Here is an 18,660-nt window from a genome sequence, read left to right on the forward strand (position 1 = left end):
GCACGGGCGGCGAATCGGTCGTTAGACCAGGAAGGTCTCAGTCTCGTCAGCGCGCAGATAGAACAGCGCCGCGACGGCGGTGAGCGCACCGATCACGAGCCACACGGTGAAGACACCGGCGACCAGACTGACGGCGGCGTCCAGGAGCAGGATCGTCTCGACCTCGCGGATTCGCCGCCGCAGTCCGAACGGCCCGGCCGGCAACCGGCGGCCGAACCAGACCAGCACGACCGTGACCGACGCGCCGATGACGACGGCACCACCTGGCGGACGGCCCCGATCACCAACGGCGCGGCCCAGGTCACGTACCCCTCAGGCAAGGGATTTGTCTCCCTGCGCCTGCACGCGACCGACGCGGCCGGCACAACGTTCGATCAGAGCACCATCCGGGCGTACCGCTTCGGCTGACCGACCGAGAATCCACCGGGCGGTCTCCGTCATCCATCACCGGCGGCTGTCAGTTTTGGTGTTCCCGTGCCCCGAGCCGCTCACGGACCTTGTCGCCGATGGTCGCGAGTGTCGTCATCTCCTCCGGTGTGAGGTGGTCGATGAGTACGTCCCGGACGTCGGCCACGTGCTGGGGCGCAGCGACCTTGATCAATTCGTCGCCCTGGAGAGTGATGGTGACCACCGCCCCCCGCTGGTCGGTGAGGCACCGCTCGCGGGCGACTAGGCCGCGATTTTGCATTCGGCCCAAATGCTGCGACAAGCGGCTCTTCTCCCAGCGCAGCAGTCGACCGAGCTCGAACGACCTCAGCCGGCCTTCGGGCGCCTCAGAGAGGTGGGCCAGCACCTGGTAGTCAGCCGTGGACAGCCCGCACCGGTGGCGTAGTTGCCGATCAAGGAACTCCGCCAGCCCGTCCTGCATCGCCATCAGGCTGCGCCAGGCCCGCTGTTCTCGCTCGTCCAACCACTGCGGCTCGGTCATGCACGTCACTTTACCGCTTGGTTGACAGGTTAACCAAAACCGGCCTACGGTTTGGTTCACACGTTAACCAGATCGGAGACGGGCATGAGTACACCGACACGGCACGCGATCGTCGGCAGCGGGAACATCGGCTCGGCCCTGGCCCGGCTGTTCGCCCGAGCCGGCATCGAGGTCAGCATCGCCAACACCCGCGGGCCGGAGTCCCTCCGCCAGCTCTCGGCGTCATTCGGCTCCGGCGTGCACGCCGTGCCGCTGGAACAGGCGCTGCACAGTGACGTCATCTTCATGGCAATCCCGTTCGCGGCGGTCGAGCAGTTCGGCAAGTCCCTGCCGGACTGGACCGGCAAGACCGTCGTCGACACCACCAACGCGCACTACGCGCCCAACTCGGCAGAAGTCCTGCAAGGCCGGCTGTCCGCGCACTACACCGCCGAACAGCTACCCGGCGCCGACATCGTCAAAGCCTTCAACCAGCTGCCGGCCAACACCCTGGCTGCCGAAATCGACCCCCAGCAGGGCCGACGAGTGATCTTCATCGCGTCCGACTCGCCGCAAGCCGGCGACCGGATCGCGGCACTCGTCGGTGACCTCGGCCTGGCCGCGGTGCAACTCGGCCGCATCGACGAAGGCGGCCGACTGATCCAGGCACCCAACGCCCTCGTGCTGCGCAACCTCATCGAGCAACCACTCTTCTGAGCACCGAAAGGCTTCATCCATGACAATCTTGGCTCTCACGCTGAGTGTGCTGCTGGCCATCGTCGCCCTGGGCGCCGGGCTGCCGAAAGCACTACTCACCGGCAAGATCCCCGCTCAGCTGCAGTCACCAGGCGGACTGAGCGCCGCCCTGGTCCGGTTCATCGGGCTGGCCGAAGTGGCGGCGGCGGGCGGCCTGATCGCCGGCCTGTTCTGGCGTCCGATCGGCATCGCCGCCGCCGCAGGCTTCGCGGTGCTGCTCATCGGCGCCGTCATCTTCCACGCCAAGGCCGGGGACTACTCCGACGCCACAACCCGGGGCAGCGCCATGGCGCCCATCGTCCTGACCGTCGTGGCCGGCCTCGCGGTAGCCGCACTCACCGTCACGGCCTGACCAGACGACACCCAACCTCTCTTCAAGAAGGGCACCACCATGGCCACTCTGCTGCACCTCGACTCGTCCATCTTTCCCGGCGGCGCCTCCTCATCGCGTGCCGTGACCGACCTGTTCCGCCGCACCTGGCAGGAGCAGCACCCCGAAGCAACGGTGATCTACCGCGACCTGAACGCCCATCCCGTCCCGCACATCACCGCCGAGGCGCACAGCGCCGCCTTCACCGCGGCCCAGGACCGCACCAGTGAGCAGTCAGCGGCCCTCGCCGCGCGTATCCGCCTGATCGAGGAACTGGAGCAGGCCGACGCCGTACTGATCGGGGCGCCGATGTACAACTACTCCATCCCGTCGACGCTCAAGGCGTGGCTGGACAACGTCATCATGGTCGGCCGTACCGCCGGCACGGAGAACTCGAAGCTGCGGGGCAAGCCCGTCACCATCGCAGCCAGCCGAGGCGGCTCGTACGCTCCGGGCACCCCGCGAGCAGGCTTCGAGTACGTGCAGAGCTACCTCACCGCCGTACTGGCCGAAACCCTCGGCATGAGGCTCGACGTCATCGTCGCCGAACTCACCATGGCACCGATCAACCCGGCCATGGCCGAGCTCGTCCCGCTCTTCGAGGCATCCCGCGACCAAGCCCTCAACAACGCCGTCGTCAAGGCCAAGGCCGCCGTCGCCGACCTCGCAGCCTAGCCACGGCCGTCTTACCCGAACAGCGGCAAGTTCGATCGGCCGGCATACAGCCCACCCCTGATCGCAGACTCAGACCGCGCGGCCGGATGACCAGCCGCCGGCCGTGGACGGCGAGGCCGGCTCGCTGCGGTGCCGGCCTCGCCACCCCGCGGACGGTGTGGGTGACGCCCGGCGGGCACAGCCGAGTACCTCGGAAGCCAGGACCTCGCGCCAGCTCTGAGTTTCTCCGCACAGACAGATAAGTGAGCCGAGGACTTCTGACTCGGCGCCGAACGAACAGAGGTGTGGCCACCATCAAGATCCCTTACCGGCTCCGGTACGCGTTCCACGGCACCTGGGCCCCGGCCGAGGAACTGCCCTGGTGACCGCGGACAGCCGGAAACGGGGCCGAGACGTCGCCCTGATCCTGCTGGACGTGCAGAACGAACTGGTCGACCCGGCCGGCGCGGTGGGCTCGCACGGGCTCGCCGGCCGGGTCACCGAACACAAGCTGCTCCTCGCCGTGGGCCGGCTGCTGACCGCCGCACGCGAGGCAGCGGTGCCGGTGGTGCACGTCGGTAACGGTTTCCGCGAGGGACACCCGGAGGTGGACGAGGCCAATCCGCTGACCGCCGCCGCGAAGGCCGGCAACGAGTTCGTCCTGGGCTCGTGGGGAGCACGGTTCCACCCCGAGACGGCGCCGCAACCCGGCGAATACACCGTCGTCAAGTCCGGGATGAGCGCCTTCGCGCACACCGCATTGGATCCGCTGCTCACTGTTCTCCACGTCCGTACCATGCTGCTGTGCGGTCTGGTCACCAACCTCGCCGTGGAGGGCACCGCCCGCGACGCCGCCGACCGCGGTTACCGGCCAGTCGTCGTCTCGGACGCCTGCGTGGGCCTGGACGACACGCTGCACGACTTCTCCTGTCAGGTCATGCGACGTTTCGCCCAGGTCGTCAGCCTGGAGAAGGCGCTCGGCCGGCTGCCGGACCACTGACGCGCCAGTCAGCCGCCCGGTCCACCCGTCCCGGCTATCGCGACGGGTCGAAGTGGAACGCCGGGGTCCACCGGTAGGAGCCGGTGGCGACGGCCGGCTGGCTCTCCGGGCCCAAGGCGACGGCGATCGTGCGACGTGCGTACCGCGTTGTTGTTCATCTTCTTCATCAGCAGGATTTCCTGGCGGTCCAGAGACGGGCTCATGGTCCGCCGGAGGTGGGCCGGAAGGTGTGCCGGTTGACGCCCTTGAAAATGATCTTCTCGCCGTTGAGGTAAACGCCGTCGGCGGCGCGCACCTCGATTGAGTTTCTTGTCTGCCGAAACCCGGTTCTCGCGGTGCGGATCAGACGGCACAAGTGCCGCACGAAGGCATCACGATCCGAGCCGAACCGACCGGCCCTACGAACGGAGAACCCATGCCCGACCCTCCGACGGACCCGGTCGCCCAGCTGCAATGGCTGGTCGACCGGGCTCAGATCAGCGACCTGCTCGTCGAGTTCGCCCGATCGCTGGACGAGCAGGACTGGGAGGCCAACACGGCTCTGTACACCCCCGGCGGGACCTTCTCCGCCGGGCCGGCGTTCACCCTCCGGGGACACACCGAACTACGCCGCACCGGCACCGCCGACGGCCTGGCCCGCTAACGAGGGACCTGGCACCTCAGCGCCAATCACGCCATCGACATCGACGGCGACACAGCCCGCACCCGGTCGTACACGATCGGCGTACACCTGCTCGACGACGACACCTTCCGGCACGCCGACGGAGCCAGCCGGTATGACTGCACTGTGCGGCGTACCGCCGAGGGGTGGCGCTCCGAAAGCGTTTCGATCCACGAGGTCTGGCATGCCGGTGGTGGCCGCGACGATCCCGGCAGCAGGGATCAGCCGGCAGTGTCTGCTCACCGCTCCGTATCGGTGGGCACCGGGTCCCCGGTGTACGGGGAGACCGGCAACTGTCGCTCGGTGAGAAAGGCCATCAGAGTGCCCTCGTACCGATCCGGCTGGTCGGCAGCGATACCGTGCCCAGCGGAGGGCACGCTGACGAGCACCGCTCCGCGTAGTGTGTCGCGGTATTCACGAGCGACCGGCCACGGTACGAAGTCACAGGTACCGCGCAGCACGAGGGCCGGCACCGTGCTCTGCCGCAGGGCCGGGCGCGGGTCGTCGATGCGGGCGAAGTCCTCGACGGTCATCTGGTTGACGTAGAACCCCTGATGATTGTCGTGCACCGGGGCGGACCGCCCACCGGAACAGCTGGTCGCGTCCTTGCCCAGTACCGCGATCCGGTGCATCAGCTCGTCCGCCTCGTCGTCGCCGACGAGAGCGTGCGCCGCATTCGGGTCGATGCTCTGCAAGACGGCCTGGGCAAAGATCCGGGGCCGGTCGATGAGGTCGTCACGCTGTCGGCGCTGCTCGTCCGACATGCGTTCCCAGGGATCACCGGTGCCCCCGCCCGGCCAGGACGACGGCCAGATCGGGCCGGGTGATGTGAACGCCACTCGTTCGACGCGATCCGGGTGTGCTGCGAGGTACTGAGCCGCCAGGGAGCCGCCCCAGGACTGGCCGACGAGAATCAACCGGTCCGCGCGGATCGTCATGCGGATGGCGTCGAGATCGGCGACCTGCCGGGCGACCGTGTACCCGGTGACGTCATCGAGTCGGCTGGACCGGCCCGCGCCCAGCTGGTCGTATGCGTACACGTCGAAGCCTGCGGCGGCGACGGCGGCGGCGACGGCGGGTAGGCCGTTGCCGGGGGTGCCGGGACCGCCGTGCAGAAAGACCACGGGATAGCGGCGTTTCGGATCGGCCGCCGACTGGTGGGCGTAGGCGATGTGAGACCCGGTCGGCAGACTCCAGAAACGCACCCAGGACGGGACCAGACCGGCCGCCGGACGCGCTCCAGGCACCAGTATCGCGGTGCCTGCCAGGCTCGCACAGAAGAGGGTGACCAGCGCGGCGAAACCGATCGTGTACTCACGGCGGCGCAGCAGCCGCCAGCCGACGGCGCCTAGACCGGTCGCGGTCAGCGCCATCAGCACCACACCGGTCATGGACAGCAGTGGAAGCCGGACGGTCAGCGCCGCGACGGCGAAGAACCCGGCCAGACCGGCGACGGTGGCGGCGACCGGCGTCACCACCAGCAGCAGGACACCGATGATTCGGCGTGGAATCGACAACATGCCACGAGCATGCTGCTGCGGGCGCGTCCTGCCATCGACCCGCAGAGGCGTTCACCAGGCCTGGTCCCTCCGCTCCACGACGGGCACCACCCCCGCCGCCCGGCGGGGATGGTCACGCCAGACCAGGCCGGATGAGGCCACCCTCGTACGCCGCGATGGTCGCCTGGACACGGTCGCGAACGCCGAGTTTGCCGAGAATCATGGCCACATGATCTTTGACCGTCGCCGTGCTGATGTGTAGGACCGCGGCTATCTCCGCGTTCGACAGGCCTCGTGCCACCTGCACCAGGACCTGGGTCTCACGTCGGGTGAGACACTGCAGCAGGGCCGCTTCGGCAGGTCCCGGCGCCGCGGCGAACCGATCGAGCAGGCGATGTGTCACGCCGGGGTCGAGCATGGCACCGCCCGCGGCCACGACGCGTACGGCGGACGCCAGATACTCCGGTTCGGCGTCCTTCAGCATGAACCCTGAGGCACCGGCCCGCAGCGCGGCGTAGACGTACTCGTCGAGCCCGAACGTGGTGAGCATGACCGCCCGGGTGTCTGGATGCCGTGCCGTGATGGCGGCGGCCGCGGCGACACCGTCCAGCCCCGGCATCCGGATGTCCAACACCGCGACGGCCGGCCGGAGCTGGGCGACGAGCCGCAACGCGCTCCGGCCGTCACTCGCCTGCCCCACCACGGACAGGTCCGGCTCGGCATCGAGTACGGCGGCAATGCCGGCCCGGATGACGGATTGGTCGTCGGCGACGACGACCGTGATCAGATCGGAGTGCGGGGTAGCCATATGCGGACCGTTTCCTGATCGCGAACGAACTCGGCGCGGCCGTCGGCGGCGTCGACCATATCGAGGAGACTCTGCAAAACCTGCTCGCCCGGTGTCCGGCCGCCGCGGACGCTGATGTCGACGCCGGCTGGTCCGACGCGCACCTCGGCTGCGGCGCCGTCACCCAGGACGACGGCCGTCGCCCGGTAGATCATGACTTCGAGTGCCGCCGGCAGCGGGGCCGCCGATCGGGTGATCACTAGCGAGGCATGCCTCCGTACCGCCAGATACTCCAGACCGAGCATGGTCGGCGGGGGCTCCGGAACGTGATCGGCGGGGGTGTGCACCAGTACACGTAACGCGGCCAGCGTCGCCCTGCCCTCAGTGAGCACGTCGGCCAGCCGGCCGTCGCGCGCCGCAACGGACACGGCCACAGCGTGGCGGCGCGCATCACCGCGCAGGTCACCGGCAAGCCGCATCCGGCTCAGCGACGCCGCGGCGGCGGCAGCCTCCTGATCGGCGATGCGGGCACGCAGGTCGCGTGCCGCCCGTCTTCGCCGCGCGACAAGAACGACCCGGCCGGCCCACCACGCGAGAATGGTCATCGGCAGCAGCAGTACGGCCAGAACGGCGGCAACCCCGATCCGGTTGCCGTGGATGCCCGCTCCGCCGCTCAGCGCCGCCCCGCCCACCAGCGCCACCGCGCCCGGAACCCACCAGCCGTGCCGCCCGGCACGGGCATAGGCGCCGATGGAGTACACCAGGATGAGTTCGATCCACCACGACGCCAGGAACACCTGGGCAGGATCCGGGCCAGCCGATCGGGCATGTCCGGCGAGGACCCATAGGCCGAGGATGCTCATCGCGACGCTGAACGCCGGCAGCGGATGTGTCCGGCGCCAGCCGAGTGTGGCAGCGTGCGATAGCAGTGGCACGAGCAACACCGCCGCCGCTCCGGGACCGGACAGCAGGTCCGGATCGTCGTCGGACGGCAACAACACCACGCCGAGCGAGAGTCCGGTGGCCAGAATCGCCAGCGCACGATCGCCCATCGCGGTTGCCAGCCGCAGGCCGGGAAGGGCTGAGTCCAGTGCCGGAACCTCGACGGACACCTTCCAGCCGGTCCCGTGCGGGCCGGCATCCAGCACGCCACCGGCGGCGCGGACCGCGGCGCCGAGACCGGCGAGCCCGGTGCCGCTACCGAGGTCGCCGCCGATGACGCAACCGCCGTCGTCGGCGACTGTGACGAGAAGGCGATCGGATGCGTTCTGGATGCGGACCTCGGTGGCAGAGCCGTCGGCGTAACGGGTGACATTGGTCAGCGCCTCCCGGACCACCCGATACGTCAACTGGGCCTGTGCCACGGACAGCGGCGCGCCGCTGTGGTGGTACACATCGACGCCGTGCTCGGCCACCAGCCGCTCGACGTCCGCTTCGCCGATCCGGTCGCTGTCGGCGCCCAACGTGACGATCCGGTCGAGGTCCTCGACCGTCTCCCGTCCCTCCCGCAGCGCATGGGCCAGGGCGTCGGCCTCGCGGTCACGGTCGGACAGTCTCAGGGCTGCCGCCGCGCTGACCACCACAGCCGTCATGCGGTGCGCCGCCACGTCGTGCAGCTCGGCGGCCAGCCGATGCCGTTCGGTGACGGCCGCATGGGCGAGCAGGGCGTGTGCTCCGGCCCGGTAGTCCCGGACAGCCAGGCGGCGAGTTCGCACCCGACGATGCAGGCGGCCCGAGGACCAGAGGACGGCGACCGCCGCGGCCAGCAGGACCGCGGTGCCGAGCGCGGCACGGCCACCGGATCCGCGCGCCAGGACGTATCCGGCGCCCACAAGCGGAACGGCCGAAGCCCCGATCGCCGAGACCGTCGCGGTCCGGTGGACTGCGAGTGAGTACACCGTCAGCGCTACCGCAAGCGGACCGCAGATCAGATCGGAAGCACCCGGTCCGTTCGTCGTGTCGACACCGGCCGGTATGGCGAACCCGAGCACCGCGCACACCAGGGCCACGGCGAGAGCAGATTCGGCGGCGATGCGCCGGAGGGCCGCGGCCACAGCAGCGACGCACGCCGGTGCGATGCCCACCCACAGATCACGCCCCGCCGTGCTGTCGCCCAGCCATTGCGGGCCCAATGGCCACCACACCGCCTGCGCCACCAGGACGAGCAGAGCCGCCACCACGTCGAACCGGCGTGAACACCACGGCCCGGCCCGGCTCTCAGAGGTGGCTCGCGGTGTCACACCGAGGAGCGTACGTGCAGCCGCTCACCCGGCGCCCCCGTCTCAGGGAGGGGGCGCACCCCACCGTCAGACGGATGCCGGCGCGCTCGCGTCGGACGTCCACGGCGGAGCGGCGGTGACCACCCGGTTCCGACCGGACGACTTCGCCTGGTACAGCGCCTGATCGGCGATCTCCTGAAGTTCGCGTTCCTCGACGTGATGGCGCGCCGGGGACGTCACCGCGCCGATCGAGACGGTCACCGGGATCCCGTTGGCCGGGCTGGCCGCCAGGGTCGTCCGGATCCGTTCACCGATTCCCGCGGCGAGGGCCGCGTCGGCATGGGGTAGCAGGATCAGGAACTCCTCACCGCCGATCCGGAACATACGATCCTCGGCCCGGATCGCCTGCCGGATCACCGTGGCGGCATGACACAGCACGTCATCGCCGGCCGCGTGGCCGTACCTGTCATTGATCTTCTTGAAGTGGTCGAGGTCGCACAGCAGCATGCTGAGATGGCTTCCCTCGCGGCGACCTCCTTCGACATCCGGTCGAAGAGCGGAGAGAGCGCCTTGCGGTTGAGCGCGCCGGTGAGCTCGTCGGTGGAGGCGTCCTGCCGGGAGGCGATGTCCGCCGACTGCAGGTTCATGGCGATCAGCCCGGTCGCGACACCCAACGCGACGGTCGTGAGACCGAGCAGAGCGCTCGGGTACGGCTCCGCGGTGCCCAGGGAGTCGGCCAGCAGGCAGGCCACCGCCCCGACGAGCGCGCCGCACGCCATCGCGACGAGAAGCACGACTCGCCGGTACCGGGCCGCGAGCATCATGACCGGCAGGATGAGCCACGCCAGAAGGGGGCTGTGGATACCGCCGGTGGCGGTCACCACCGCGGCCAGCGCCACCTCGAAGCTCCCGGCGATGAGGATGCCGGCGATGACCACTGAGCGGTAGCGGGCGATCAGGTCGTTGGCGACCGCCAGCAGCAGGCACAACCCGACCGCGATCCAGACGCCCGGCGTCGACCACCACCAGGCGATCAGTACACCGGGCGGCAACAGGACGAGACAGACCTGGCGGCGGCTGCGATTGATCCCGGCGTGCGCCGCGACGAACCGTTCGAGGTCCCAATCATCTGGACAGAGCCCCGACATGGCGCCAGTTGCGCTCGTCTTCCTGCGGGAATGCCTGGTCACCTGACGGATATCGGATGGGTGCGTCACGTCGTGAGGGAAACCATGCACTCCGGGTCGAGCGCAAGGGAGCATCGGCGGGTCTGGACGGGAGCCCGCCGATGCCGCCGAAGCCGAAGCCGACTTCGGTGAGGTCGTGGTCAACCTGCGCGGCGAGCCGGTGACCTGCATGCTGTTCGCGTTCCGGCTCTCCTTCTCCGGCAAGGCCGTTCATCGCATCTTCGCCTCCGGCGGCACCGAAGCCTTCCTGGAAGGCCATGTCCACGCGTTCACCGCCCTCGGAGGTGTCCCCACTGGCAAGATCCGATACGACAACCTGCGCGCCGCGGTCGCCCAGGTCCTCGGCTTCTCCTGCGGCCGGGTCTCGACCGCCCGGTGGACCGCGTTCCGATCCCACTACTCGGCACAGGCTTTCTACTGCCGGCCGGGTTTGCAGGGCGCACACGAGAAAGGCGGCGTCGAGGGCAGATCGGCTGGTTCCGCCGCAACCATTTGGTCCCTGTCCCCGACGTCGACTCGCTTGAGCAGCTCAACGCCCTCATCGACGTCTGGTACGCCGCCGACGGCGCGTTCGCGGAAGCCTGATAGCGGACGGGCGGCGGTCTCTTCAGGCGTCGGTTTCCCAGCGTTGTTTCAACTCGGCAGGGGTCGGCATGGCGGTTGCGCCGCCGTGACGTTCGCAGACCAGTCCGGCGACCCGCAGCGCGAAGCGGAGGTGATCGTGCCAGCCGGTGGCGTCGTCGGGCAGTCCGGTGTCCAGCAGCCGCGAGATCAGGGCGGCCATCACCGAATCGCCGGCGCCGGTGGCGTCGACGGCCGTCACGACGGGAGCCTCGATCGAGGTGGTCTGGTCGCCGACGTCCAGCCATGCGCCGCGGGAGCCCAGGGTGACGACGACCGCGGCGGCGCCGGTGGCACGCAGGTGAGCCGCGGCTTGCGCGACGGTGGCGCCTTCGTAGAGCACCGCCGCATCCGCCGAACTGAGTTTGACCAGGTCAGCGGTAGCTGCGAACTGTTCTACGAGATCACGGAGGCCGGTGACGGCAGCGCGATCGGGTAACAGCGCCGGGCGGACGTTGGGGTCGAACACGCGTAGCGGGCCGCGTTCGGCCCAGGCCCGTCGAGCGGCGTCCAGGATCGGCTGAGCAAGCAGGCTGATGGATCCGGTGTAGAGGACGGCGGCGTCGGCGAGATGTGACAGGTCCAGATCGGCGGGCCGGACCTGGGCGTACGAGGCAGGCGTTCCGTAGAACCGGAACTGCGGCTCGGGACCCGCGAAGGTGGTGAGGGCCAGGGCGGTCGCGGCGGTCACCCGACGTACGTGCCGGATGTCGATGCTGTCGGCCGTGAGGAACGCGGCGATCCGGTCGCCCCAGATGTCGTCGCTGAGGGCTCCGATGAAGTCGGCTCTGCCGCCGAGCCGGTTCACCCCGACCGCCACGTTCAGCGGGCCACCGCCGATGGCGCTGCGGTAGATCGGGCCGGTGTCGGTCGGGGTTTCCAGCAGATCGACCAGGGCTTCGCCCAGGACCGCCGCGTATCGCATGGAATTCCTTCGTCTATTCGGCCATCACGACGGGTGCGGGAGCAGCACCCGTCATGATGGCCACCGCCTCGGACATGGAGTGACTTCGCGGAGTGATCACCGCGATTCGGCGTCCGAGGCGCTGGATGTGGATACGGTCGGCGACCTCGAAGACGTGCGGCATGTTGTGGCTGATCAGGATGACCGGCAGGCCCCGGTCGCGGATGTCGCGGATCAGTTGCAGCACCCGGTTGCCCTCTTTGACACCGAGCGCGGCGGTGGGCTCGTCCAAGATGATCACCTTGCTGCCGAACGCCGCCGAACGCGCAACCGCGACGGCCTGACGCTGGCCGCCGGAGAGCGACTCGACGGCCTGGCCGATGTTCTGCAGGGTGGCGACGCCGAGCTCGCTCATGTGCCGGCTGGCCTCGGCGCGCATGTGCTTGTGGTCGAGCATCCGCAGGACCGAGCCGAGCAGTCCGGGCCGCCGCTGCTCCCGGCCGAGGAAGAGGTTGTCGGCGATGTCGAGGCCGGGGGCGACGGCGAGGTTCTGGTAGACGGTCTCGATGCCGGCGGTCCGTGCGTCCATCGGGTTGCGGAAGTGGACTCGCCGGCCGTCGAGGTAGATCTCGCCCTGATCGGGCACCAGGGCGCCGGAGAGGGCTTTGATCAGGCTGGACTTGCCGGCTCCGTTGTCGCCGATGACGGCCAGGATCTCGCCGGCGCGGAGCTCGAGGTCGCTGCCGTCGATCGCGACGACCCTGCCGTACCGTTTGACCAGGCCTTTTGCTTGTAGAACGGGTGCGCCGGGCGGCTTCGTCGCGGCCGTGACGGGGTGGGGTTCGGTCATGACCGGACCTTTCTGATCCACTGGTCGAGAGAGACCGCGACCAGGACGAGCAGGCCGATCGCGAAGCCCTGCCAGACCACCTCGACGCCGGCCAGTTGCAGGCCGTTGCGGAAGACGCCGACGATGAGGGCGCCGATCAGGGTGCCGATGATGCCGCCGCGGCCGCCGAAGAGGCTGGCCCCGCCGAGGACGACGGCGGTGATCGAGTCGAGGTTGTAGTCGGTGCCCACGTTGGGGCTGGCCGAGGCGAGGCGGCCGATGAGGATCCAGGCGCCGACGGCGTACAGGGCGCCGGCGACGGTGTAGACGGACAGCAGCACCCGGCCGGTCCGGATGCCGGCGAGGCGGGCGGCTTCCACGTCATCGCCGGTGGCGTAGACGTGCTTGCCCCAGGCTGTCATCCGCAGGGCGTAGAGCAGCACGGCGAACAGCAGCAGCATGATGATCGAGCCGTAGGTGAGCCGGAAGCCGCCGAGCGGGATCGTGGTGCCGGTCCAGGTCATCAGGGCCGGCATGTCGGAGCCGCGGATGGTTTCGCTCTTGCTGACCACTGAGTTGAGCGAGAAGAAGATGGTCAGGGTGCCGAGGGTGACGATGAACGGCGGCAGCTTGAGCCGGGTGACCAGTGTGCCGTTCAGAGCGCCCATCGCGGTGCCGAGAATGAGCCCGAGGAGAAGGGCGAGCGGTCCGGGCAGTCCCGCCTTGGTGGCGAAGTAGGCCATCAGGATGGACGAGAAGACGGCGATCGCGCCGACCGACAGGTCGATGCCGGCGGTCAGGATGACGAGGGTCTGACCCAGGGCGAGTACGGCGATGACGGTGACCTGGGCCAGTACGAGCGACAGGTTCGGTGCGGAGAAGAAGCGCGGGCTCATGGTGCTGAAGGCGATGATGGCCGCGATCAGGACGATGAGGGGCCCGAGGGTCGGGTTGGCGTGCATCAGGTTCTGCAGCCGGGTGGTCCAGGAGCCGGTGTCGCGTACCTCGAAGTCGGGTGCGGGATCGGCGAGTGCGGGAACGGGGTTCCCGGTGGGTGATTTCGTTACCACGGTCGGCACTCCTCATGCCAGGGGGTGGTGGGCGGCCGATGCTTGGCGCACCGGCCGTCCGCGGGCGGCAGGGGCATTCGGTCAGCCCCAGCAGTTCTGCTTGCCCCAGGCGGAGTCCTTGCTGTCGATGCCGCTCTGTGCCTGGTCGGAGATGAGCTGGACGCCGGTGTCGGTGAAGTCCTTGCCGGTGGTGGCGGCGGGCTTGGTGCCGTCCTTGGCGAACTTGGCGATCGACTCGACGCCCAGAGACGCCATCTTGAGGGGGAACTGCATCGAGGTGGCGCCGATGACGCCGGCCTTGACGTTGTCGACGCCGGGGCAGCCGCCGTCGACCGAGACGATCGTGACGTCCTTGTCCTTGCCGGCTGCTTTGAGGGCCTCGTGGGCGCCGGCGGCGGCGGGTTCGTTGATGGTGTAGACGAGGTTGATCGACGGGTCCTTCTGCAGCAGGTTCTCCATCGCGGTACGGCCGCCGTCCTCGGCGCCGTCGGTGACGTCGTGCCCGACGATCCGCGGGTCGGCCTCGTCGCCGATCTTGGTCTTGTCCTTGACGTCGACTCCGAAGCCTTCCAGGAAGCCCTGGTCACGCTGGACGTCGACGGAGATCTGGTTGGCGTTGAGGTCCAGCATGGCGATCTTCGCCTGCTTGCCGTCGGCGGCGAACTTGGCCTTCGCCCACTGTCCGATGAGCAGGCCGGCCTGGTAGTTGTCGGTGGCGAACGTGGCGTCGACCGCGCCGGCCGGGTCGGTCGGGGTGTCCAGGGCGATGACGAGCATGCCCGCCTGACGGGCCTTGTCGATCGCGGGGACGATGGCCTTGGAGTCGTTCGGGGTGATCAGGAAGCCCTTGGCGCCGACGGAGATAAGGTTCTCGATCGCCTGGACCTGGGCCTCGTTGTCGCCGTCCTGTTTGCCGGCGAACGTCTGCAACTCGATGCCCTGCTGCTGGGCGGCCTGTTGCGCGCCTTCCTTCATCTTGACGAAGAACGGGTTGGTGTCGGTCTTGGTGATCAGGCCGACGATCGGCTTGTCGCCGGAGCCCTCAGCGGTGTCGGATCCGCCGCAGGCCGCAGCGGACAGGCTGAGCGCGGCGACCATGCCTATCGCCGAGAGCCGACGGCCGGTCACGTATGCACGGGGCATCGAAGCCTCCAGGAGGAATGTGAGCCAGGGAGTGTTCATCAACGATGTGACTGAGACAACGTTGTCTCGAAGTAGACGCGACAGTGCTGAGGTTGTCAACAGCATGTCTCCCCCGCATTTCTCGTCGATGTCCTCTCACCTCGGAAGTACCCCACCAACAGGGGCTTTGCTCGATACCTGCACGAGCGGGCACGGCGAGACATCGTTGTCTCGCGATCGGACTGTTGTTACGCTGCGCCTCTCGAACGACTCCAGCGAGGAGCAGCGTGTCAAGCGAACTGACGTCCGACAGCGGTCGACCCGGGCGCCCGAGCATGAACGACGTCGCCCGTGCCGCCGGCGTGAGCCTCAAGACGGTCTCCCGCGTCGTCAACGGCGTGCAGACGGTCAACCCCGTGCTCGCCGCACAGGTGCACACCGCGATCGAAGCGCTCAACTACCGCCCGGACATCGGTGCCAGCAACCTGCGCCGCAGCGACCGCCGTACCGGAACGATCGCGCTTCTGCTCGAAGACGTCAGCAACCCGTTCTCCTCGGCGCTGCACCGCGCGGTCGAGGACGAAGCCCGCACCCGTGACGTCCAGGTACTCACCGGAAGCCTGGACGAGGACCCGCAACGTGAACGGGAGCTGGCACGGGCGTTCACCATGCGCCGGGCCGACGGGCTCATCATCGCGCCGGCGAGCGCGGACCAGAGCTACCTCGCCACCGAGTTCCAGGGCGACACCCCGGTCGTCTTCGTCGACCGGCCCGGCCACGGCATTCCGGCCGACACCGTACTGGCTACCAACGTCACCGGGGCGGCCGAGGCCACCCGGCACCTCATCGATCACGGGCACCGCCGCATCGCCTACCTCGGCGACTACAGCCGGATCTCCACCGCACGCCAGCGGCACGAGGGTTACCTCACCGCCATGCGGGACGCCGGCCTCGAACCCGATCCCGGACATGTCGTCCTGGATCTGCACACCACCCCCACGGCGGAGAGCACGGTCATGGACCTGCTGCACCGCGCGGAGCCGCCGACCGCCCTGTTCACCAGTCAGAACCTGGTGACCATCGGCGCCGTCCGCGCACTGCGCCGCCTGGGCCTGCACCGTACGGTCGCCCTGGTCGGCTTCGACGACTTCCCGCTCGCCGACCTGCTCGAACCGGCGGTCACCGTGATCGCTCAGGACCCGGCGATGATGGGCCGGATCGCCGCGCAGGCGCTGTTCAGCCGCATCGAGGGCGACACCAGCGCACCGCGCAAGCACTGGATCCCCACCACGCTCATCCGTCGAGGCTCCGGGGAGTTGCCACCGAGCGCCCGGCTGGCCGGGCAACAACTGGCCGACTCCCTGTAGAGAAGCAGGTGGTCACCACGGCGATCGGCTTTACCGGATTCGATTTCGACATCGGGCCGACGCTGCCGCGCAGGCCCGCGCAGCCAACGAGTTGGAGCAGGAGGCGCACGGGTGCGTCGTGTCGGCCGGCGAGGCCGCACACGATCCGGGCGACGACGTCGGGTTCGGTGGGTTCGTTACCGGACATGGTGCGCAGCGGGGTGGCGAAGTGGCCGGCGGGCTGCTGGTAGGGCGGTGTCGCATCACCGGACGAGACTGCCAAGGTGTCCGTGGTCCCGCTGCCAACCGCCCGGCGCGGTGACGCTCACGGTCGGACGAGCGGGCCGCGAGCATTCGGAAACAAGCACCTGTCCGCGCTCGCCGCGTTCACCGCGCACTGCCGCAGCCAGGACTGGCTGACCGCCGACCGCCGGCCGGCGCCTGGAACGCCCCAGGCTCACATGGAGTCGGGACAAGGCCATCCCTCGATGCCGAATGAAGACCTGTTCATCGACGATCGCAACCCACTGCGCGACCGAGTGCTGTGGCTGATGCTCCACGAGACCTGCGCTCACGCCGAGAAATCCGCAGCCGCGACGTGCCCGACCTTGATGTCGAGGTCCGCCGCACTCTGGTCACCGAGAAAGGCGGCGACCGCGCCTATGTGCACTAGGAATCCGACCGCGCCGCCAGGCTCCCTAAGGGGATTGTTGCACCGACGCGACCTGGGAAGACATCACGGGTGTCCGGTGTGTCCCGAAACGATTGTTCGAGGGCACTCGTGCGGGACCGCCATTGCCGAGCATCGTCTGCGCAGGTTGCTCGAAAGGCTTCGGATAAATGATGCGATCACGCCACCGCTGTGTCGCGCCGGGTCCAAGAACCAGGACGCGGGCAGAAGGCGGCAACCGATGATCGGCTGCCTACGCGGCCTGTCGGGAGTTGCGCTTCGAGGCAGGAGAGACGGCTGCGCGGTCGCGACAGGTCGGCTGTGCGCTCGGTAGGTCCAATGCCCCGCAGGTCTGCAGGTAGTGGTGAGGCTGGCCGCTGTGGTGGGTGACCTGGAACCGGGCTCCTCTTTGTCGCAACGCGAAGTGGGCGTGAAGCACCATGGCCACGACGGCTGCATCGAGGAATGTGACGCCGCGCAGGTCCAACTCGACGTCGATGGCATCGGTGCATGGGCCGGAGAGGGTGAACTGTTTCTCGAGTTCCTCGAGGTCACCGATTTCTATCCGGCCGGTTGCGACGATGACGCGACGCGGGGGTCGACGCCGGGTAGCAGATCGTTCTTTGACCGAGAGACGCATGGTGATCTCCTCGAGGTTCGGCATAGAACGAATTGACCGTAAAACGATGCAAGAATCGACGCAATACGAATGGGGTCGAAGTCGCTCGATCGGGCATTCCTCGTGCCGACGCGCTCTCTTTGACGCCGAACATGCCGGCCGTGACAGGTCTGTCTCGACGCGCGGTGCGACATCGAGGTGCGTGCACGGCCGAGGACAGCGAGAAACCGTCGGCGGCCACGATGGAAGGCTTGGTGGCCGCCACGGCTCAGGCGTCGGTGATGTCCAGTGAGCCGAGGGGGGCGGCAGCGTCGATGTCGAGCCCGGCGAGATCGTTCAGGTCACCACGACGGATCGTCTCCTGGCGCGGGATGCCGCCTCGGTCGTCCCCATAGACGCTGACATCGGCGGCGCCGTTGCTGACCTCCATGCGTACCGGAACCTGCTGGGTGGTCTCGATATGCCACCGGTCCACCGTGCCGGTCATCCGGATCGGGACGGTGTCTCGCAAACGCCCCAGCGAGAGGTCGATTCGCTCGGCGCCGGCGTCGAGGTCGATCCGGTTGACGGTGCCGCGGGCCAGATCGAGGGATCCGAATCGAACGTCGGCGTTGAGCTGAACATGCCACACGAATTTGTCGGTAAGGATGACGGTGAGTCTGCCGGCCTTCCGGGTGGAGTCGGGCTTGACTCGGAGCACGCCGTTCTCGAACGACGTACCGGCGTTGACCGCGGATCCGTCCGCGGCGCGTACCCGGAAAACGCCTTGGTCCAGCGACGCGATACGCACCGAGATCTCGGTAACGCCGGCGACGAGCTCGAATCGGGCTCGCTTGAGCACCGGCCCACGTTGCGGTGGGCTTTCTTCTTGCTTCTCCCGAGTCGGTGAGGGCCTCGGTGCGGCTGTGGCGGGAGGCGTTGTCACTGGCGGTGTCGACGGCGCGAGACTGACCGAAGGCGGCGAAACAGGATTCTGGGCGAGGCCTTGCCGCCATGGGGACTCTTCGCCGGGCCGTGTGAAAAGCACGATGCCGAAGGCTGACACCAGCGCCACCAGGATGCCGATGGTGACCGAACGGCGAACGGACAGTGCTGCCAGCGAGCTCCTCCAGCGTGGAATCGGCTGGTTCGGCCCGGGGTGGTCGGAGGCGGGCGATCGTGACTGCTCGACGCGCTCCACCGGGCTCGTGGCGCGTTCACCGTACGCGCGCGACGTCGCATCGGGATCGTCTGTCGGAGTGCCGGGCGACACTCGGCCGACGGTGCCGGATCGGGGCGCCGTGTGCGGCGCGCTCTCGGCATGACGACTTACATATCCGGCTATGCGCAAGGGTGGCGGGAGATCGTTGTCCTTCTCATCAGAACCTACCTGAACCACGGTCTCCCCCGTTTCGCCGAATGCGTTGAAAAGTACGGGAATCGGCTATGCCTAGTTCGAC

At 68.6% G+C, this 18,660-nt stretch carries 19 protein-coding genes and 1 pseudogene; 6 read left to right on the forward strand and 14 right to left on the reverse strand.

The window, feature by feature from the left end:
* Positions 1-21: 21 nt before the first annotated feature.
* A complete protein-coding gene (locus ACQPZW_RS26080) occupies positions 22-228 on the reverse strand; it encodes a hypothetical protein (protein WP_433788644.1) in 207 nt (68 codons plus the stop codon).
* Between the two features lie 229 nt (positions 229-457).
* Positions 458-928, reverse strand: coding sequence for a MarR family winged helix-turn-helix transcriptional regulator (locus ACQPZW_RS26085; protein WP_433788645.1), 471 nt, complete (start codon positions 926-928; stop codon positions 458-460).
* An 84-nt stretch (positions 929-1,012) separates the two neighbouring features.
* Between ACQPZW_RS26085 and ACQPZW_RS26090 the strand changes: the two genes are divergently transcribed.
* The 5 genes and pseudogenes from ACQPZW_RS26090 to ACQPZW_RS26110 all read left to right on the forward strand — a co-directional run.
* A complete protein-coding gene (locus ACQPZW_RS26090) occupies positions 1,013-1,624 on the forward strand; it encodes an NADPH-dependent F420 reductase (RefSeq protein ID WP_433788646.1) in 612 nt (203 codons plus the stop codon).
* Between the two features lie 19 nt (positions 1,625-1,643).
* A complete protein-coding gene (locus tag ACQPZW_RS26095) occupies positions 1,644-2,015 on the forward strand; it encodes a DoxX family protein (protein ID WP_433788647.1) in 372 nt (123 codons plus the stop codon).
* 39 nt (positions 2,016-2,054) lie between these two features.
* On the forward strand, positions 2,055-2,708 hold the full coding sequence (locus ACQPZW_RS26100) for an FMN-dependent NADH-azoreductase (protein WP_433788648.1): 654 nt from the start codon (positions 2,055-2,057) through the stop codon (positions 2,706-2,708).
* 361 nt (positions 2,709-3,069) lie between these two features.
* Entirely contained in the window at positions 3,070-3,687 is a 618-nt protein-coding gene (locus ACQPZW_RS26105) for a cysteine hydrolase family protein (RefSeq protein WP_433788649.1), read from the forward strand.
* A 415-nt stretch (positions 3,688-4,102) separates the two neighbouring features.
* A pseudogene (locus tag ACQPZW_RS26110) lies at positions 4,103-4,444 on the forward strand (nuclear transport factor 2 family protein); the annotation flags it as partial.
* Positions 4,445-4,587: 143 nt separating this feature from the next.
* Here ACQPZW_RS26110 and ACQPZW_RS26115 read toward each other — a convergent pair.
* The 10 genes from ACQPZW_RS26115 to ACQPZW_RS26160 all read right to left on the reverse strand — a co-directional run bounded on the left by ACQPZW_RS26115 (position 4,588) and on the right by ACQPZW_RS26160 (position 14,607).
* Positions 4,588-5,868 carry an alpha/beta fold hydrolase gene (locus ACQPZW_RS26115; RefSeq protein WP_433788650.1) on the reverse strand — a complete coding sequence of 427 codons (1,281 nt, stop codon included), beginning with the start codon at positions 5,866-5,868 and terminating at the stop codon, positions 4,588-4,590.
* 112 nt (positions 5,869-5,980) lie between these two features.
* Positions 5,981-6,655, reverse strand: a complete 675-nt coding sequence (locus tag ACQPZW_RS26120; RefSeq protein WP_433788651.1) for a response regulator — start codon at positions 6,653-6,655, stop codon at positions 5,981-5,983.
* Positions 6,631-8,874: a histidine kinase gene (locus ACQPZW_RS26125; protein ID WP_433788652.1), complete on the reverse strand. Its 2,244-nt coding sequence runs from the start codon at positions 8,872-8,874 to the stop codon at positions 6,631-6,633. Before ACQPZW_RS26125 ends, ACQPZW_RS26120 begins: the two co-directional genes overlap by 25 nt.
* Before the next feature lie 66 nt (positions 8,875-8,940).
* Positions 8,941-9,360 (reverse strand): GGDEF domain-containing protein, encoded by a 420-nt coding sequence (locus tag ACQPZW_RS26130; RefSeq protein ID WP_433788653.1) that lies wholly within the window; start codon positions 9,358-9,360, stop codon positions 8,941-8,943.
* The gene (locus ACQPZW_RS26135) at positions 9,267-10,001 is read right to left on the reverse strand and encodes a hypothetical protein (RefSeq protein ID WP_433788654.1); all 735 of its coding nucleotides are present in this window, start codon (positions 9,999-10,001) and stop codon (positions 9,267-9,269) included. The genes ACQPZW_RS26130 and ACQPZW_RS26135 overlap by 94 nt, the downstream gene beginning before the upstream one ends.
* Complete coding sequence (locus ACQPZW_RS26140) at positions 9,979-10,305, reverse strand: hypothetical protein (RefSeq protein WP_433788655.1); 327 nt, start codon at positions 10,303-10,305, stop codon at positions 9,979-9,981. The genes ACQPZW_RS26135 and ACQPZW_RS26140 overlap by 23 nt, the downstream gene beginning before the upstream one ends.
* A 342-nt stretch (positions 10,306-10,647) precedes the next feature.
* Positions 10,648-11,586, reverse strand: coding sequence for a carbohydrate kinase family protein (locus tag ACQPZW_RS26145; RefSeq protein WP_433788656.1), 939 nt, complete (start codon positions 11,584-11,586; stop codon positions 10,648-10,650).
* Positions 11,587-11,599: 13 nt separating this feature from the next.
* Positions 11,600-12,415, reverse strand: a complete 816-nt coding sequence (locus ACQPZW_RS26150; RefSeq protein WP_433788657.1) for an ATP-binding cassette domain-containing protein — start codon at positions 12,413-12,415, stop codon at positions 11,600-11,602.
* Positions 12,412-13,464: an ABC transporter permease gene (locus ACQPZW_RS26155; RefSeq protein ID WP_433788658.1), complete on the reverse strand. Its 1,053-nt coding sequence runs from the start codon at positions 13,462-13,464 to the stop codon at positions 12,412-12,414. The genes ACQPZW_RS26150 and ACQPZW_RS26155 overlap by 4 nt, the downstream gene beginning before the upstream one ends.
* A gap of 81 nt (positions 13,465-13,545) precedes the next feature.
* Entirely contained in the window at positions 13,546-14,607 is a 1,062-nt protein-coding gene (locus tag ACQPZW_RS26160) for a sugar ABC transporter substrate-binding protein (RefSeq protein ID WP_433788659.1), read from the reverse strand.
* A 314-nt stretch (positions 14,608-14,921) separates the two neighbouring features.
* On the opposite strand from ACQPZW_RS26160, the gene ACQPZW_RS26165 reads away from it, so the two are divergent.
* Complete coding sequence (locus tag ACQPZW_RS26165) at positions 14,922-15,953, forward strand: LacI family DNA-binding transcriptional regulator (RefSeq protein WP_433788660.1); 1,032 nt, start codon at positions 14,922-14,924, stop codon at positions 15,951-15,953.
* Positions 15,954-16,855: 902 nt separating this feature from the next.
* On the opposite strand, the gene ACQPZW_RS26170 is transcribed toward ACQPZW_RS26165, so the two are convergent.
* The gene (locus ACQPZW_RS26170) at positions 16,856-17,266 is read right to left on the reverse strand and encodes an STAS domain-containing protein (protein ID WP_433788661.1); all 411 of its coding nucleotides are present in this window, start codon (positions 17,264-17,266) and stop codon (positions 16,856-16,858) included.
* Between the two features lie 223 nt (positions 17,267-17,489).
* Entirely contained in the window at positions 17,490-18,473 is a 984-nt protein-coding gene (locus ACQPZW_RS26175; RefSeq protein WP_433788662.1) for a hypothetical protein, read from the reverse strand.
* Between the last annotated feature and the right edge of the window lie 187 nt (positions 18,474-18,660).

It is taken from the genome of Actinoplanes sp. CA-252034, from assembly GCF_050956125.1.
Taxonomy (GTDB): domain Bacteria; phylum Actinomycetota; class Actinomycetes; order Mycobacteriales; family Micromonosporaceae; genus Actinoplanes.

Excerpts from the sequence above, each read along its gene's own strand:
- ACQPZW_RS26170 (WP_433788661.1), bottom strand. The coding sequence starts at position 17,266 with ATGCCGAACCTCGAGGAGATCACCATGCGTCTCTCGGTCAAAGAACGA.
- ACQPZW_RS26090 (WP_433788646.1), top strand. The coding sequence starts at position 1,013 with ATGAGTACACCGACACGGCACGCGATCGTCGGCAGCGGGAACATCGGC.
- ACQPZW_RS26160 (WP_433788659.1), bottom strand. The coding sequence starts at position 14,607 with ATGCCCCGTGCATACGTGACCGGCCGTCGGCTCTCGGCGATAGGCATG.
- ACQPZW_RS26115 (WP_433788650.1), bottom strand. The coding sequence starts at position 5,868 with ATGTTGTCGATTCCACGCCGAATCATCGGTGTCCTGCTGCTGGTGGTG.
- ACQPZW_RS26095 (WP_433788647.1), top strand. The coding sequence starts at position 1,644 with ATGACAATCTTGGCTCTCACGCTGAGTGTGCTGCTGGCCATCGTCGCC.
- ACQPZW_RS26165 (WP_433788660.1), top strand. The coding sequence starts at position 14,922 with ATGAACGACGTCGCCCGTGCCGCCGGCGTGAGCCTCAAGACGGTCTCC.
- ACQPZW_RS26135 (WP_433788654.1), bottom strand. The coding sequence starts at position 10,001 with ATGTCGGGGCTCTGTCCAGATGATTGGGACCTCGAACGGTTCGTCGCG.
- ACQPZW_RS26120 (WP_433788651.1), bottom strand. The coding sequence starts at position 6,655 with ATGGCTACCCCGCACTCCGATCTGATCACGGTCGTCGTCGCCGACGAC.
- ACQPZW_RS26150 (WP_433788657.1), bottom strand. The coding sequence starts at position 12,415 with ATGACCGAACCCCACCCCGTCACGGCCGCGACGAAGCCGCCCGGCGCA.
- ACQPZW_RS26145 (WP_433788656.1), bottom strand. The coding sequence starts at position 11,586 with ATGCGATACGCGGCGGTCCTGGGCGAAGCCCTGGTCGATCTGCTGGAA.
- ACQPZW_RS26085 (WP_433788645.1), bottom strand. The coding sequence starts at position 928 with ATGACCGAGCCGCAGTGGTTGGACGAGCGAGAACAGCGGGCCTGGCGC.
- ACQPZW_RS26130 (WP_433788653.1), bottom strand. The coding sequence starts at position 9,360 with ATGCTGCTGTGCGACCTCGACCACTTCAAGAAGATCAATGACAGGTAC.
- ACQPZW_RS26100 (WP_433788648.1), top strand. The coding sequence starts at position 2,055 with ATGGCCACTCTGCTGCACCTCGACTCGTCCATCTTTCCCGGCGGCGCC.